At 65.2% G+C, this 15,655-nt stretch carries 11 protein-coding genes; 4 read left to right on the top strand and 7 right to left on the bottom strand.

The genetic code is table 11. The features are described 5' to 3' along the window. Window positions 1-56 precede the first annotated feature (56 nt). Window positions 57-3,542 carry a transcription-repair coupling factor gene (gene mfd / locus WJU21_RS16340; RefSeq protein ID WP_346324529.1) on the bottom strand — a complete coding sequence of 1,162 codons (3,486 nt, stop codon included), beginning with the start codon at window positions 3,540-3,542 and terminating at the stop codon, window positions 57-59. Next, window positions 3,539-3,814, bottom strand: a complete 276-nt coding sequence (locus tag WJU21_RS16335) for a succinate dehydrogenase assembly factor 2 (protein ID WP_346324528.1) — start codon at window positions 3,812-3,814, stop codon at window positions 3,539-3,541. The genes mfd and WJU21_RS16335 overlap by 4 nt, the downstream gene beginning before the upstream one ends. 70 nt (window positions 3,815-3,884) lie before the next feature. Here WJU21_RS16335 and recG point away from each other — a divergent pair, with 70 nt between their 5' ends. Next, a complete protein-coding gene (gene recG, locus WJU21_RS16330) occupies window positions 3,885-5,969 on the top strand; it encodes an ATP-dependent DNA helicase RecG (RefSeq protein WP_346324527.1) in 2,085 nt (694 codons plus the stop codon). Here recG and opgC read toward each other — a convergent pair. Further along, window positions 5,966-7,186, bottom strand: coding sequence for an OpgC domain-containing protein (gene opgC / locus WJU21_RS16325; RefSeq protein WP_346324526.1), 1,221 nt, complete (start codon window positions 7,184-7,186; stop codon window positions 5,966-5,968). The two genes, recG and opgC, sit on opposite strands and share 4 nt — an antisense overlap. Window positions 7,187-7,407: 221 nt before the next feature. Between opgC and WJU21_RS16320 the strand changes: the two genes are divergently transcribed. The 3 genes from WJU21_RS16320 (at window position 7,408) to WJU21_RS16310 (ending at window position 9,173) form a co-directional block, all read left to right on the top strand. Further along, window positions 7,408-8,202, top strand: a complete 795-nt coding sequence (locus WJU21_RS16320; protein ID WP_346324525.1) for an SDR family oxidoreductase — start codon at window positions 7,408-7,410, stop codon at window positions 8,200-8,202. Window positions 8,203-8,266: 64 nt separating this feature from the next. Further along, a complete protein-coding gene (locus WJU21_RS16315; RefSeq protein WP_346324524.1) occupies window positions 8,267-8,695 on the top strand; it encodes a nuclear transport factor 2 family protein in 429 nt (142 codons plus the stop codon). A 4-nt stretch (window positions 8,696-8,699) separates the two neighbouring features. Further along, complete coding sequence (locus WJU21_RS16310) at window positions 8,700-9,173, top strand: pyridoxamine 5'-phosphate oxidase family protein (protein ID WP_346324523.1); 474 nt, start codon at window positions 8,700-8,702, stop codon at window positions 9,171-9,173. Window positions 9,174-9,215: 42 nt separating this feature from the next. Here the strand turns inward: WJU21_RS16310 and WJU21_RS16305 are convergent, their stop codons facing one another. The 4 genes from WJU21_RS16305 to WJU21_RS16290 all read right to left on the bottom strand — a co-directional run bounded on the left by WJU21_RS16305 (window position 9,216) and on the right by WJU21_RS16290 (window position 15,650). Next, window positions 9,216-11,921: a hypothetical protein gene (locus WJU21_RS16305; protein WP_346324522.1), complete on the bottom strand. Its 2,706-nt coding sequence runs from the start codon at window positions 11,919-11,921 to the stop codon at window positions 9,216-9,218. A gap of 132 nt (window positions 11,922-12,053) precedes the next feature. Further along, window positions 12,054-13,205 carry an N-acetyltransferase gene (locus WJU21_RS16300; RefSeq protein ID WP_346324521.1) on the bottom strand — a complete coding sequence of 384 codons (1,152 nt, stop codon included), beginning with the start codon at window positions 13,203-13,205 and terminating at the stop codon, window positions 12,054-12,056. Between the two features lie 5 nt (window positions 13,206-13,210). Then, window positions 13,211-13,975 (bottom strand): sterol desaturase family protein, encoded by a 765-nt coding sequence (locus tag WJU21_RS16295; protein ID WP_346324520.1) that lies wholly within the window; start codon window positions 13,973-13,975, stop codon window positions 13,211-13,213. Between the two features lie 103 nt (window positions 13,976-14,078). Further along, window positions 14,079-15,650: a lipopolysaccharide biosynthesis protein gene (locus WJU21_RS16290; RefSeq protein WP_346324519.1), complete on the bottom strand. Its 1,572-nt coding sequence runs from the start codon at window positions 15,648-15,650 to the stop codon at window positions 14,079-14,081. Window positions 15,651-15,655 lie beyond the last annotated feature (5 nt).

Here is a 15,655-nt window from a genome sequence, read left to right as displayed (position 1 = left end):
ATACCTTCATCTTTGTATTTCCCTCTGGATCAAGGGGAAACTGATCGAGCGCCGGTTCAAGCCGCCTTGGCTGCGATGCCGGCCAGCGCCTTGATCAGATCATGGGCCCCGCGGACGCGCTTCTTGTCGTCGGACCAGTCGCGCATCAGCACCAGCGTGTGATCGGGCCGCAGCTTGGCGGTGCCGGACTGCTTGGACAGGAACTCCACCAGCCCGCCCGGATTGTTGAACGACGCGTTGTGGAAGCTCACCGTGGCGCCGCGTGGCCCGGCGTCCAGCTTGGCGACTCCGGCCTGCTGGCACAGCTGCTTGATCGAGACGATCTTCAGCAGGCTTTCCACCTCGGCGGGCAGGCTGCCGAAACGGTCGATCATCTCGCCCGCCAGCGATTCGATCTCCTCCGGCGTCTGCAGTTGCGCGATGCGCCGGTAAAGGCCAAGCCGGATGCCCAGATCCGATACATAGGCCTCCGGGATCAGCACCGCTGTGCCGAGATTGACCGAGGCCGACCATTCGTCCGGCATGGCCACGTCGCTGCCGCTCTGTTCCGACCGGGCACGGACGACGGCTTCTTCCAGCAGGTGCTGGTAGAGTTCCACGCCCACTTCCTTGATATGCCCGGACTGTTCCTCGCCCAGCAAGTTGCCGGCGCCGCGAATATCGAGATCGTGGCTGGCCAGGGTGAAGCCGGCGCCCAGTTCATCCAGGGATTGCAAGACCTTGAGGCGTTTCTCGGCGGTCTTCGTCAGCGGCTTGCCGGGCGGCACAGTCAGATAGGCGTAGGCGCGCAGCTTTGACCGGCCGATCCGGCCGCGCAACTGGTAGAGCTGGGCCAGCCCGAACTGGTCGGCGCGGTGGATGATCATGGTATTGACCGTCGGAATGTCGATGCCGGACTCGATGATCGTGGTGGACAACAGCACGTCGAACCGGTTGTCGTAGAACGCGTTCATCACGTCCTCGAGCTGCTCGGACGCCATCTGGCCATGGGCCACCGCGAATTTGACCTCGGGCACTTCTTCCTTCAGGAACGCCTCGATCTCGGCCAGGTCGGCGATGCGCGGGCAGACATAATAGGACTGTCCGCCCCGATAATGTTCGCGCAGCAGCGCCTCGCGCACGGCCAGCGGGTCCATCGGCATCACGAAGGTGCGTACCGCCAGCCGGTCAACCGGCGGCGTGGCGATAATGCTCAGGCCGCGCATGCCGCTCATGGCGAGCTGAAGGGTGCGCGGGATCGGCGTGGCAGTCAGCGTCAGCACATGCACGTCCTCACGCAACGCTTTCAGACGCTCCTTGTGGCGCACCCCGAAATGCTGCTCCTCGTCGATAACCAGCAGGCCCAGATCCTTGAACTTGATGCCTTTGCCCAGCAGTGCATGGGTGCCGATGACGATGTCGACATGGCCGCTGGCCAGGTTTTCCTTGATCAGCTTGGCGTTCTTGGCCGAGACCATGCGCGACAGCTGCTCGATGCGGACAGGCAGGCCGGCGAAGCGTTCCGTGAACGATTTCAGATGCTGGCGCACCAGCAGCGTCGTCGGCGCGATCACCGCGACCTGCTTGCCGTCGAGGGCGGCGATGAACGCGCTGCGCAGGGCCACTTCGGTCTTGCCGAAGCCCACGTCGCCGCAGATCAGCCGGTCCATGGGCTTGCCCTCGACGAGATCGTGGGCCACGTCGTCGATTGCGCGGAGCTGGTCGTCGGTCTCCTGGTAGGGGAATCGGGCGCAGAACTCGTCGTACAGGCCCTGGGGCGGCAGCAATTTGGGTGCGACGCGCAGCTCGCGCTGGGCCGCCACCTTCATCAGTTCCTCGGCCATGTCCTTCAGCCGCTGCTTCAGCGCGGACTTGCGGCTTTGCCACGCCTGGCCACCCAGCTTGTCGAGCTGCACGATGGCGTCTTCGGAGCCGTAGCGCGACAGCACGTCGATATTCTCGACCGGCACGAACAGCTTGTCGCCGCCGGCATAGACGATCATCACGCAATCGTGCGGCGCGCCGGATATCTCGATGGTCTCAAGACCTTCGTAGCGACCGATGCCGTGGTCGATATGGACCACGTAATCGCCCTCGTTCAGCGCCGACGCTTCGGCGATGAAGTTTTCCGCCCGGCGCGACCTCTTCGGCTTGCGGATCAGCCGGTCGCCCAGGATGTCCTGTTCGGTGATCAACGCCAGGTCGGCCGTCTCGAAGCCGTGCTCCAGCCGCAGTACGGCGAGACCGGCCAGGTTTTTCGGCAGGGCAGCCACCTCGGACCAGTGGTCGATCCGCTTGGTCGCCGTCATGCCGTGATCGGCCATGACCAGCCCCAGCCGCTCGCGTGAGCCTTCGGAATAGGACGCGATCAGCACGCGTTTGCCTTCGCCCACCAGGTCGATCAGGTGCGCGCGCATGGCGTCGTAGATGTTGATTTCGCGCTGGTTGCGCTCGGGAGCGAAGTCACGGCCGCGCCGCGCGCCGTAATCGACCACATTGGCCGCGTCGGGAAGCTGGTAGGCGCTGAACGCACGCGCGTCCAGCTTCTCGAGGCTCTCGTTCCACTCGGCCATGGTCAGGTAGAGCCGATCCGGCGCCAGCGGATGATAGCGGCTTTCGCCGCGCAGCTGGGCCTGCTCGCTGCGCGCGTTGTAATAGTCGTCGATCATCTCGCGCCGCGCGGTGAAGGATTCGTCCACCAGATGGTCCAGGCTGACGAAGGCGCCGGGCAGATAGTCGAAGACCGTCTCGACATGGTCATAGAACAGCGGCAGCCAGTGTTCCATGCCTTGATATTTGCGGCCTTCGCTGACCGCCTCATAGAGCGGGTCGCCGCCCGTCACGGCCCCGAACAATTCGCGGTAGCCGGCGCGGAATCGGGCGATGGACGCCTCGTCCAGCGGCGCCTCGCTCACCGGCACCAGGCGGAAGCGCTGTTCCTTGCCCGTCGTCATCTGGCTCAACGGATCGAACCGGCGAATGCCGTCGAGCGAATCGCCGAAGAAATCTAGCCGGATCGGTTCGTCGGCACCGGCGGGGAAGATGTCCACCAGGCCGCCGCGCACCGCGTATTCACCGGCTTCGCTTACTGTGCTGGAGCGCACATAGCCGTTCTCGGACAGGAATTTTACGAGATTGTCGCTGTTCACCGTGTCGCCGATTCGGGCGGTGAAACTGTTCCGGCGCAGGACGTCGCGGGACGGCATGCGCTGGCTGGCGGCATTCACGGTTGTCAGGATCACGCGCCCCCCGGCCGACGGACCCGCCAGCAGCGCCAGCGTTTCCATGCGCCTGGCGCACAACACCGGATTGGGCGAGATGCGGTCATAGGGCAGGCAGTCCCAGGCGTGCAGGGTGACGATCTCGATCTCGGGCGCGAAGAACTCCAGCGCATCGGCCAGCGCGGAAAGACGCGCATCGTCGCGGGCAATGTGCAACACGCCGCCCAACTCGCCCTCGGCGGCGCGGGCACGCGCTACCTCGGCGATGATCAACGCATCGGCGCCTTCCGGGACGCCGCAAAGCGTCAGGCGGCCGGCCATTTCGAGAACGCGTGGGTTCAACGGAGTCCCTCGATGGTGAAATCGAATGCCTGCAACAACTCCATGACTCTGGTTCGGTGTTCCGGCGGCACTGGATCACGCCCGATCACCCAGCCATAGACGTCCAGGTCCTGTTCCTCCAGCAATGCCGAAAACACGGCCAGGTCGTCAGCGCCGAAGCCCTGCAGATACGTGTCGGCGAACCGGCCCATCATCAGATCGGCTTCCTTGGTACCCCGGTGCCAGGCACGGAAGCGCAATTTCTTCCGTGTTACGTCGAGACTCTCAGTCATGGCGCTCGCTCCCTTCGCGGCCCCCGATATAATGTCTCCGCACCTGTCTGTCAGCACCCGGAAGGCTGCCTTGCGTCCCGAGGTCCTGTTTCCACTGTTCAAACCCGTCACGTCGATCCCCGGCGTGGGCCCGCGCATGGCCAAACTGGTCGAGAAAGTGGCCGGCGACAAGGTCGTCGACCTTTGCTGGCATTTGCCAACCGGCCTGATCGACCGGCGGTTTTCCCCCAAGGTTGCCGAGGCGCCGGTCGGGCAGGTGGTGACGTTGACACTGCAGGTAGACCGGCACGAGAAGCCCGGCAATCAGCGTAGCCCGTACCGGGTGCTGTGCAGCGACGATACCGGCTTCATCGCCTTGATATTCTTCAGCGCCCGCGACGACTACCTGCGCCGCATTCTGCCGGAAGGCGCGACCCGCGTGGTCAGCGGCACGATCGAGGAATTCAACGGGGGCCGGCAGATGAGCCACCCGGACTACGTCGTCAGTCCCGAGGAGAAGGCCAGTATTCAGATCGTCGAGCCGGTCTATCCGCTGACCGCGGGCCTGTCGCCCAAGATTCTCACCAAGGCGGTAAGGTCCGCGCTGACAGTGCTGCCATCATTGCCCGAATGGCTCGACAGGGCCACGTTGTCGCGGGGCGGCTGGTCGGCATGGTCCGATGCGCTCAGGACGGCGCACAGCCCGGAAGCAATAACCGATCTCGATCCCAATGCCCGCGCGCGTCAGCGGCTCGCCTATGACGAACTTCTCGCGAATCAGCTGGCGCTGGCGCTGGTGCGCACCCGCATGCGCCGCGCCAAGGGCCGGCCGCTGAAGGGAACCGGCGACCTGTGCGCCTCGCTGGTGGCGCTGCTGCCCTATCAACTGACCGGCGCCCAGAAGACCGCCATTGCCGAGATCCTCGCCGACCTGGGCTCGGCCGACCGGATGCTGCGCCTGTTGCAGGGCGATGTCGGCAGCGGCAAGACGATCGTGGCGTTGCATGCCATGCTGACCGCGGTCGAGGAGGGCGCCCAGGCCGCGCTGCTGGCGCCCACCGAAATCCTCGCCCGCCAGCATTACGAGACGATTCGTCCCTTTGCCGATGCGCTTGGCATTCAGGTCCGGTTGCTGACCGGCCGCGACAAGGGCAAGGCGCGCGAGGCATTGCTGGCCGATCTGGCATCGGGTGTGGTTCAGCTGATTGTCGGCACCCACGCGCTGCTGCAGGAAGACGTGGCCTACAACGACCTTGCCGTGGCGGTGATCGACGAGCAGCACCGCTTCGGTGTCCACCAGCGGCTCACCCTGTCGGCCAAGGGCGGCGGACCCGTAGACGTGATGGTAATGACGGCCACGCCGATCCCTCGCACCCTGACTCTGACCGCCTATGGCGATATGGACGTCTCGCGCCTGACCGAGAAACCGCCCGGCCGCACGCCTATCGATACGCGCGCGGTGCCGGCCACGCGTATGGACGAGGTCGTCGCCGGCCTGCACCGCGCCGTCGAGAACGGCGCGCAGGCCTATTGGGTGTGCCCGCTCGTCGAGGAATCCGAAGTGCTCGATGTGGCCGCCGCCGAACAACGCTTCGCCGCCCTGCAACGGCAGTTCGGGGACCGTGTCGGGCTGTTGCATGGCCGGATGAAGCCCGCCGAGAAGGATGCGGTGATGGCGCGCTTTTCTGCCGGCGCGCTGTCGATCCTGGTGGCCACGACCGTGATCGAGGTCGGCGTTGATGTGCCCAACGCCAGCATCATGGTGATCGAGCACGCCGAGCGCTTCGGATTGGCGCAGCTTCATCAGCTTCGCGGCCGTGTCGGGCGCGGCTCGACCCGTTCGTCCTGTATCCTGCTCTACGGGTCGCCGCTGTCGGAAACCGCCCAGCAGCGCCTGAAGGTGATCCGGGATACCGATGACGGCTTCGTCATCGCCGAAGAGGATCTGCGGCTGCGCGGCGCGGGCGAATTGCTTGGCACCAGGCAGAGCGGCCTGCCGCAATTCCGGCTGGCCGATGTGGAAATGCACGGTGACCTGTTGCGGCTGGCCCGCGAGGACGCCACGGCGATCCTGAAGGACGATCCGGCACTGAATTCCCGAAGGGGCGAGGCGCTGCGTGTGCTGCTGTACCTGTTCGAGCGCGATGCCGCGATCCGGTACCTGACCTCGGGCTAGGGTTTGGCCGAGGCCAGGTCAGGCTCGGCGCTGAAGATGGCTCGCCGCTCGCGCCACAACGCCGGAAGCGCCAGTGCGGCAACCGCCATCACCGCCAGCAGGTTCTTGACCAGTTCGTCCAGCGGCCCGGTCTGGCGGTCGAGTGCGGCAAGCAGATAGACCAGCACCACATGCCAGGCATAGACCTGTAGCGAATGGCGTCCCAACAGGCGCAGGAAGCGCAGCCTGAACAGGCGGTTCAGCAGCGCGCCGACAAGTCTTTCGAACCGCCTGGAAGACTGCGGCCCGGCGGTCAGCAGCCAGCCTACGAGATAAGCGAGCGCCGCGAAATTCAAGAGATAGACCGTGCTGAACTCGGGACGGTTGTTGAATTCGCCGAACCGCGCCAGCATCTCGGCCGGCAACAGGCCCGCGGTCCAGCCAAGCTTGATGCACATGAAGAAGACCACGACGGCCAGCGATGCGTTCATCAGTACACGGCGCCCCGGGCTGAATACCCCGCGCCAGTCGATGGTGCCCCGGCGCGTCAGCGTGCCCAGCACCATGCCGCCCATGAACACGATCTGCCAGGCGAGCATATTGAAGGTGGTGCGCATGGCCAGGCCGCCCTTGGCGCTGTCGAGGGCATCGTCGATATAGCCGCTCAAGGGCAGGTGAAAGCCGATCTGCACGCAGAACCACAGCAGCGCCGAGCCGATCGCCATCCAGTGCCACTTGCCGTGTACGCACAGCCACAGCAACGGCGGCGCGGCGATTAGATAGACGATATATTGCGGCAGAATGTCCATGTAGGTCGGCTGATAGAGCAGGAACAGCGCCGCCACCTTGTAGGCGGGGCCGCCGCCCAGCAGATCCCCGAGCCAGGGTTTCCATGCCGCCTGGGCGGATGGCAGCAGACGCGCGAGAACCAGGATGATCGCCAGGCAGGAAACCGCGTATACGAACAATTCGAGGGCTCTGCGCCACATGATCGTCCCGGTCGCCAGCAACCCGCGCGATGTCATGCGGCCGGCATAGACCATGCCGATCAGCAGGCCCGACAGGAACACGAAACCCTGCGCGTCCTGAACGAAGCCCAATTCGCCGTGATTCACCTTCACCAGGAAATAGCTGTACTGGAAGGACAGGTGATTGAGCAGCATGAAGACCAGGAAGTAGCCACGCAGCCCGTCCAACACCTCGTACCTCTCCGGCGCCTGTGGCGTGGCGGCTGTCATCAAGCTGGTTCCTGACCCATGGATTTCCTTCACAAGTGGTTGCGAATCTTGGCAGATTGCGCCGGGTATGGGGCGGAATCAAGAATTCCGCTTCGAGACAGAAAGCCGCGTCAAGGCACGAAAGACGGCATCCCATACGGGACCCGGCGCGGCAGCGCAAGCCGGTGGTTCCCGGATGGCCAACGCGGTACCCTCCGGGCGGCAACCGAAGGGGAGACATCATGCGTATCGATCTGGGCGGCAAGACCGCGCTGGTGACCGGTTCGACGGCCGGAATCGGCCGGGCGATCCTTGAGGGTCTGGCCGGGGCGGGCGCGGATATCGTGGTCAACGGCCGAACACAGGCGGCGGTGGATCAGGCGGTGAGCGAGCTTGGCGCGGCTTATCCCGCCGTTTCGGTGCGCGGCGTGGCCGCCGACATATCCGGCGCGGACGGCTGCGCCGCCGTCACGGCCGTCGTGAAGGACGTCGATATTCTCGTCAACAACGTGGCCACTTTTTCCGCCTCGCCCTTTCTCGATCTGGCCGACGGGGAGTGGACCCGCTATTGGGAGACCAACGTCATGTCGGGGGTGCGCATGTCGCGCGCCTATATGGGGGGCATGCTGACGCGGAACTGGGGCCGGATCGTATTCATCTCGTCGGAATCGGCCCAGCGTGTGCCCAGGGACATGGTCCATTACGGCACCACCAAGATGGCCCAGATCGCGCTGGCCCGCGGTCTTGCCGAGTCGGCGGCAGGGACCGGTGTCACGGTCAATTCCGTGTTGCCTGGCCCGACCACATCCCGCGCGGTTGGCGGTTTCGTCAATGCGGTTTCGAAGAAGCAGGGCATCACGCCGGAGGCGTTCGGCGAGACCTTTCTAAAGACCCAGAAGCCAACCTCGATCCTGCACCGCTTCACCACGCCCGAGGAAGTCGCCAACATGGTCGTCTATGTCTGCTCGCCACAGGCATCGGCGACAACCGGCGCGGCCATGCTGGTCGAAGGCGGCGTGGTGGGCACGGCGCTGTAGGCGTTGAAAAGCGCCCGGCGCTCCTATAGGCCGGAGACAGGAAGCACTGCGGACGGGAGGGACCATGTCTCGGCTTGAGAAAATTTTCGGCGGATTGGCGAAGAAGCCGGGCGATGCGCACATGCATGGCATCTTCGACCGCTACCGCGATCTGATGGGCGCAGGCGATGTTGACGGGATCGTCGCCCTGTTCGCGCCCGATGCGCGTTGGGAAGAGCCGGTTGGCTCTGCTCCGTCCATTGGCCATGACGCCATCCGCGCCCGCTACACGGCCGCGCTTGGTGCCTCCGGCGGGAGCATTTCCATGCGGCCCGAGGGCGCCGCGCGGGTTGCCGGCAACCGGGCGCTCGCCTGCTCGATCGCCCGGGTCTCAGCCGACGGCCAGCCGCTCGACGTCGAGAGCGCCAACGTCATCACCTGCAACGACGAAGGCCTGATCACCGAGATGCTGGTCTATGTGGGCCTGTCGAGCTTCAAACCCGCGAAGGACTGATCCCATGGCATCACGGCGCGACCAGATCACCATGACACCCGACGAGCTCAAGGCGTTCATCCTGCGCGAGCACACGCTGATCATCGTCTCCAACGGCCCGCACGGCTTCCCCCATCCCATGCCCATGTTCTTCTATTATGACGAGCAGGGCCGCTTCCTGGTCTCGACCTATGGGACCAGCCAGAAGGTCGTGAACCTGCGGCGCGATCCCAAGGCCGCGCTGCTGATCGAAGCCGGCCACGATTATGCCGAGCTTCAGTCCATGATGGCCGAGGCCACGGCCGAGATCATCGATGACAACGACTTCGTCGTCGAAACCATGATGAACATCCGCCGCCAGCGCGATCCGTCGAAGCAGGACTTCCCGGACGAGGAGATGGACGGCATCCGCTATTCGGCGCGCAAGCGGGTGATCATCCGGTTCACACCGGTGAAAACCATCAGCTGGGATCACACCAAGCTGGGCGGGGCATATTAGCGGTCGACCGGATCGGCAGAGCCAGGCCCCGGCGCGGCGCGGCTACTCGGTCTCGACAGGTCCCGCCTCGTTCTTGTCCGGCGTCTTCGCGTTGGGGCCGGGTGTCTGCTCCTTGTAGCTGGTCAGCGCCCCGCCGAAGATCCGGCAGCCCTTTATTGCGTCGGTTGGCCCGGCCACCGTGACGCCGATCTTGTCGGACAGGGCCTGCAGGGCGTCAGTGCCTTTCGTGCCCGTGCCGGCCTTGCACTGGTTGATCACCACCTTGCCGCCGACGCACATCAAACCGCCCAGCGCGGCCAGGTTCTGGTCGAAATTGGCGCCCATTGGGGTCTTGCCGATCTGGGCATCGTTGGGGCCGAAGCTGATATAGCCGCCGCCCGTATCGCCATGACCCCAGATATCCAGTTGCTGGAGACACTTGCCGCAGAGCGCCTGGGGATCGTAGTGGGGCGCCACCTTGGCCTTCACCTGAGCCACGATGTCGGCCAGGTCGGTGAAGGTGTCGCTGGTGCCATACAATATCGGCGTATACACATCGGCGTCGACCAGATGGAGGCTGACCTTGCCGGTCGGCCAGGGGCACGAACCCATGGCGCTTACGGCAGCGATGCTGGACTGGGCGCTCCCGGTCGCCAGCGGCAGCGACCTGGGGCCACTGGCCGGAGGCAGCGAGGGGCCGGTGGTCGATCCATCGCCGGGCGGCGTATCGTCGCTCTCCTTCGGCGGATCTGGCGGGCGCTGGGCAAGTTCCTCGGCGGCCGCCTGTGCGGCCTGCGCCTGTGCCGCCGCCATCTTGTCCAGCTCTGCCACGGCCCGCTTGAGGCACTCCGCCAGCGCCCTGGCGTCGGCCGCCGCGCGGGCGGCCTCCTGGGCATCCTTCTCCATCTTGTCGGTGTCGGCCTGGATCCTGTCGCCCGACTGTTCTCTCTGGCCGGCGCGGTCGTAGTCTTCCTTCGCCTGTTTCCGGTTGTCCGCCGCCGTGTCCCTGAGCGCGCCAGCGTCTTCCCGCGCGTTGTCCGCCGCCTGCCTTGCAGCGTCGGCGAGACTTGGGTCGTCGGTTGTCTCTGCGATCTTGTCGTACCGCTTGGCAGCCTCGTCCCAGTTGGCGGCGCGCCTTTCCGCCTCCGCCGCACGGGCCTCCATGTCGGCCCCCATGGCCCGTGCCGAATCCGCCAGATCGCCATAGGCGCTTGTCTGGCCTTTCTGGTGCGTGCCGAATTTGTCGTAGAGACCCTTGCGGAAGTCGGCCTCTCGCTGGGCGTCTTCGGCCTTGCGTTCCGCGTCCTCCAGGTCGTAGCGCGCCCGGCTCGCATCGCCGGCGATGCCGCGGGCGATGTCCGCCTCCTGCGATGCGCGCTCACGCATGGCCTCGAGTGAATCGTCGCCGCCCTTCGGCCGGGATTTGAGTCGGTCCCTGGCGCGCCGCAGATGCTCCTCGCAGGGATCCTTCGCGGCGGCCGAGGCATTGCCCGCAGCACCGGTTGTCCCGGTCCCGGCAGTGCCTGATCCTGGCGATCCGGGTGCAACAGCCGTGCCGGTTCCGGCCGGAGGCGATGTTCCTTGCCCGCCCTCTCCCTGCGGTTGCGGTTCGCCCGCGCCGCCGTTGTCGTTGACCGCCGTTTGCGTGCCACCGATATCGTCCGGACACTCTTCATCGGGCGCCTGCTGGAACATGAAGCCCTTCGGCGTCCTGGTCATCAGCAGGTTGAATGGCACCGTCGTGACCGGGTCCTCGCCGGGGCGGGTGACGTGGATCACCATGTTGACCGGCTGGCCGGCGTCGAGCGCGGCCGGCGGCCGGTACCGCATGAGAATTTCCCGGGCGCCGTGGGAGGCGTTGGAGAATCCCAACTGCTTCCATAAGCCGGCGGGCGCCTGGTCCGATGACACGGTACCCGGAATGTTGAAGTTTCCGGCCCGGGAATAGCCGCCCGATTCCTCGCTGACCTTCTGGCCATCCACATAGGTGGTCTTGGTCCACGAGACGCTCAGCGACCATTCGCCCCACAGGCCGCAGATGCCAACCTCCTGGGGAGCCTGGGGAGATTCGCCGGGAGGGTTCATATAGGCGGTCTGGAAGGTGCCGTTGTCCCGCGACTTTGACACCTCGGCGATGACATTCACCGAATCGCCGGCCTGCTTGGCGCCGACCTTGAGGGATATGCCGGTTCCCGGATCGGTGAACACGGTCATTTCCTTGTTCTTGATCTTGCACTTGACCAGGGGCGGGCCGCCCTTGCCTTTGCCCTTGCTGCCGCCGCCACCGCCGAGCAGGCCGCCAGCCAGCCCCGACAGGGTCGAGATGGCCTTCGCCTTGGCGCGCGCGCCCGAGCCCACCTTGCCGTTCGAGCCGACGATGATCGGCTGTGGCTTCTTGGGGCAGATCTTCTTTGCCGGCGCGGCCGTTGTCCGGTTCGGCCTGGAGGTATCCGCCACCGCCGTGAACGGGACCGCTACCGGCGCCGCCGAATCCGACCCTCGTGCGACGTTGTCCGGCACGGACGCGCCGCTGGCGCCACTCTCATTGTTGGCGCGCGTGTCGTTCGTGCTCGTGTCGTTCGTGCTCGGGGGAGGAGATGGTTTCTTGTCCGTCCGGTCGCCGGCCGATCCAACCTCGTTCGGGTTGGACATGATCGGCTGGGGAACCGGCGGCATCTGCCCGGTGGAAGGCCGCGGCACGGCGCCAACCGCCAGGATGCAGAGAGCAGCAGCAACTGCACGCAGGGGCCACTTGATGGCATTGCTCATGGATGTCTCCCCCCGGAGTATGTCCAAAGCATATCAGATTATTTCGATACGACAATGGTGCCGGCCGCGCTTGCCGCGGGCCGGTGGGGAAGTTGCTGCGTCAGAAAATCCAGAAAGTGGCCGGCGCCGGCTCTACAGCGTCTTCTCGTACATCCGGTATGTCTTGTAATGCCGGCACAAGATCATCTCCAGAATGCGCTGCATGGGCACGTTGCTTTCCAGGATCCATGACAATTCGGCGCGGCGGTAGCCCACTTCCTTGACGGTTGCCGTGCGGATTTCCTCGATCATCAGCAGCGCCATGGACGCGCCGGCGAGGGTGCCCTGGAATTGCTGGCGCACGCCCATCAGCGGCACCCGGCAGCGGGTCGGCGATTTCACCAGCAGGCGCCAGGCCAGCTTTGCCCAGCCGAACGGCAGCATGTTGCCGTCGAGGTCGGCGGCGGCCTGGTTGATGTCGGGCACGGTCAGCATGAAGGCCGTGGGCACGCCGTCCCATTCGGCGATCATGCAGCCCTGTTCCTTGATGAACGGCTTCAGGTCCTTGCCCATCTTCTCGATCTCGGCTTCGGTCATGGGGATGAAGCCCCAATTGTCCTGCCAGGCGTCGTTGAAGATATCGATGATGATCTTCAACTCGCTGTCGAAGTCCTTCTTGCGTATCCGGCGAAGCTTCAGCTTCTCCTGCTTGCGGGCCTTGGCCAGGATGCGCTGAACGCTGGCCGGGAATTCGTGGGTGATGTTCAGGTCGTAGGCCCACAGGTCCTGGATCTTGGCGTATCCCAACTCTTCCACGTGTTCGCCGTAATACGGCCGCGCATGGCCCATCATCACCCGCGGCGGCTCATCGAAGCCTTCGACCAGCAGGCCGGACTCCTCGTTGATCGACGGGCAGAACGGACCGATGATCCGGGTCATGCCGCGCTCGCGCAGCCAGGTCTCGGCGGCCTCGAACAGGGCGTCGAATACCAGCGGGTCGTCGACGGCTTCCAGGAAACCGAAATGGCCGGTGCCCGGACCCTGGTGGGTCTGGGCAAGCTGATCCACCTGGGCGCTGATGCGTCCCACAGGCCGGCCGTCCATGCGGGCGATGAAATAGGCGGCCTCGGCGTGCTGGAAGTAGGGGTTCTTGTCCCGGTTCAGCATGTCGCGCCGTTCGAACCGCAACGGCGGCACCCAATAGGGATCGCCCCGGTAGATGGTCCAGGGAACGTCGATGAAAGCTTCGAGGTCAGCCTTCGTGGTGACCTCGGCGACCTGAACGCCGCCCTCGCCAAAGCTCATGGAGATCAGGCCGCGTCGCGTCGGCGGTCGCGGGGTGTGCCCTTTGCGACACCACCGGAAAGCTCGGCCACCCACGGATAGCGCGCGGCCATGGCGTCGTCATAGCCCAGGTTGAATACGGTGGCGCTCTTGGGCGGCCGCCGTTCGTTGGTGTAGAGCGTGGCGAATACCCGGTCCCACAGGAAGTTTGTGATGCCGAAATTGCCCTGTTCGTTGTGGAAATGGTGCGCCATGTGCAGCTGCTTCATCCGGATCAGGATCGGATTCTTCGGCTTGTAGGACAGATGTTCGATGCAGTGGCAGAACTCGTAGAAGCAGGTGATCGCGCAGCCGGTCGCCAGGCCGAACGCCGCGCCCGGCCAGCCCGCGAAATAGTAGCCCACCGGCATGGTGACGGCGGCAACCGTCGGCAGCGTGGTGTAAAGCGCGCCGAATAGGATGTGCAGGTCGTGCGGGTCCTGGTGGTGATCGTAATGAATGCGTTTCCACACCGACGCGGTCAGCGGCGACTTGGCCAGCCAGTTGCCATGCAGGATGAACCGGTGGATGCCGTACCAGGCAAGCGGATAGAGCAGCACCGCGGCCAGTCCCGTCAGCGCGAGCCCGCGCAGCGGCGCGCCGGACGTCAGCGAGTAGGCGTAGCCGACGATGGCGACCACGATGTAGGCCTGGATGGCGTAATACTGGAAATAGGCCTTCACCAGCTCTCCCAGCGTCATCTTGTCGAGGTGATGGCGCCGCCGACTCCAGAAACCGAGCTTGAGGATCACGATAGCGTTGTCCCAGATAGCCTGACCGGTGTCCGTACTCTATCACGGACGGGCGGAAAATAGTCCTGCCGGCGGCAATATCCAACCTGAAACACCGGAAGGCTTACCTGCGCACCAGGAAGGGCAGCCGCTTGGCGAGCTTTTTCGGCACCACGAGTTGGGCGTCCTCGCGGGTGAAACCGAAGCGCATCAGCGTCAGCATGGCGACGATCAGGGTCACCAGACCCAGGATGAAATAGCCGGTGCGCCACATGCCCTCGGTCAGGTCGAACAGCAGCGCCATGGCGAGCGAGATGCCGGCCGATACGGCGACAGGCCGGAACAGGCGCCGGTCATATGGCTTGAGGCCGTAAATGTAGCGCACCTGCAGGAAGCCCAGCACCGCCGAGACGTTGATGCCGCCCGCCGCGGCGATGGCCGCCGCGATCATGCTGCCGCGCAGGCCGCCGCCAAAAAATTCCGGCCGCGGGATCAGCCAGAATGCGAGCAGCGCGGTGGCGGCCACACCCGCCAGGGCATTGAGGAACGGGATACGGTACCTGCCGATCATGGCGAGGATCGACGTCGAGGGGCCCCAGGTGACTTCCAGGCTCCGGCCGACGACCAGTATCAGCAGCGCGCCGGCGCCAGCGACAAATTCCGATCCGCTCTGGCGCAGCAATTCGTGCCGGTAGCAGATCACCAGCGTCGCCATCGGGATGAAGGCGGGCACCGAGACGCGGGTGGCGAAGGCCAGCATCTCGCGCAGCTTGCCCCGGTCGGCCTGGCCGCTGTTGGCCGACGCCAGCGGCGCGAGGACGTATTCGAAGCTCTCGCGGAAGACATTGAGCACGCTGACCAGCTTGCGCGCCGCGGCATAGACGCCGGCCGCTTCGGCGCCGCGCGCGCCGGGCAGCATGATGTTCAGGAAGATCACCGGCAGCCACGAATGCCACTTCTTGGCGAAGTTGGGCAGCATCATGCTCGATGAATAGGCCACCATCTCCTTGCCCAGCGCCCGGCCCAGGCCGGTCCGGGCGACAAGGTGGCCCAGGCCGTAATGCTTGTGGACAAGCCGGAAGGCGAAGGCGGCGGTGACCGCGAGGCCGATCAGGTGCGAGACGAACAGGCCCAGCGACAGCATGCCCAGTGTCCAGAGCAGCACGCCGAAAATCAGCCGGAAGCCCTGCTCGTAGAAAATCCGAACCTTCACCTCGGGACCGAAGATGCTGCGGGCCCGGATGGCGCCGGTGGCGACCTCGATCATCGACCACAGCGGCACAGCCAGCGAATAGATGCGGATGATGGTGACCAGGTGGGCCGCGTCCTGCTCGTTGGCATTGATCACGCCGGCAAGCGCGGGCGCGGCGAGGAACATGCCCAGCCCGATCAGGCACGAGATCCCCAGCGTGGTGTTGACGGCGTATTTGAGCACCCGGCCGGCCGCCACTTCGTTCTCGGCGCCGGGAATGAAGCGCTGTAGCGCCATGGTCATGCCGAAGTCGGAGACGATGGCGAGGCCCTGCACCAGGCCCCACATGGTCATGAACAGGCCGAAGGTCTGCGCGCCGTACATCTGGGTGAACAGGAAGAAGCTCACCAGTTCGATCAGCGCACCGCTGCGTCCCAGCAGGGCAAGACCGGCGCCGCGCGCCATCACTGCCTTTGTGGAGGGGCCGGGCGGCGGCGTGGACATGGAAG

It is taken from the genome of Emcibacter sp. SYSU 3D8, from assembly GCF_039655875.1.
Lineage (GTDB): Bacteria > Pseudomonadota > Alphaproteobacteria > SMXS01 > SMXS01 > RI-34.
Note: the sequence above shows the minus strand (reverse complement) of the source record. Positions and strands in the feature narration are given on the sequence as shown.

What these genes read in the sequence shown, in the direction of transcription:
- WJU21_RS16335 (WP_346324528.1), bottom strand. Translation starts at nt 3,814, where the DNA reads ATGACTGAGAGTCTCGACGTAACACGGAAGAAATTGCGCTTCCGTGCC.
- opgC (WP_346324526.1), bottom strand. Translation starts at nt 7,186, where the DNA reads ATGACAGCCGCCACGCCACAGGCGCCGGAGAGGTACGAGGTGTTGGAC.
- WJU21_RS16320 (WP_346324525.1), top strand. Translation starts at nt 7,408, where the DNA reads ATGCGTATCGATCTGGGCGGCAAGACCGCGCTGGTGACCGGTTCGACG.
- WJU21_RS16315 (WP_346324524.1), top strand. Translation starts at nt 8,267, where the DNA reads ATGTCTCGGCTTGAGAAAATTTTCGGCGGATTGGCGAAGAAGCCGGGC.
- WJU21_RS16310 (WP_346324523.1), top strand. Translation starts at nt 8,700, where the DNA reads ATGGCATCACGGCGCGACCAGATCACCATGACACCCGACGAGCTCAAG.
- WJU21_RS16305 (WP_346324522.1), bottom strand. Translation starts at nt 11,921, where the DNA reads ATGAGCAATGCCATCAAGTGGCCCCTGCGTGCAGTTGCTGCTGCTCTC.
- WJU21_RS16300 (WP_346324521.1), bottom strand. Translation starts at nt 13,205, where the DNA reads ATGAGCTTTGGCGAGGGCGGCGTTCAGGTCGCCGAGGTCACCACGAAG.
- WJU21_RS16290 (WP_346324519.1), bottom strand. Translation starts at nt 15,650, where the DNA reads ATGTCCACGCCGCCGCCCGGCCCCTCCACAAAGGCAGTGATGGCGCGC.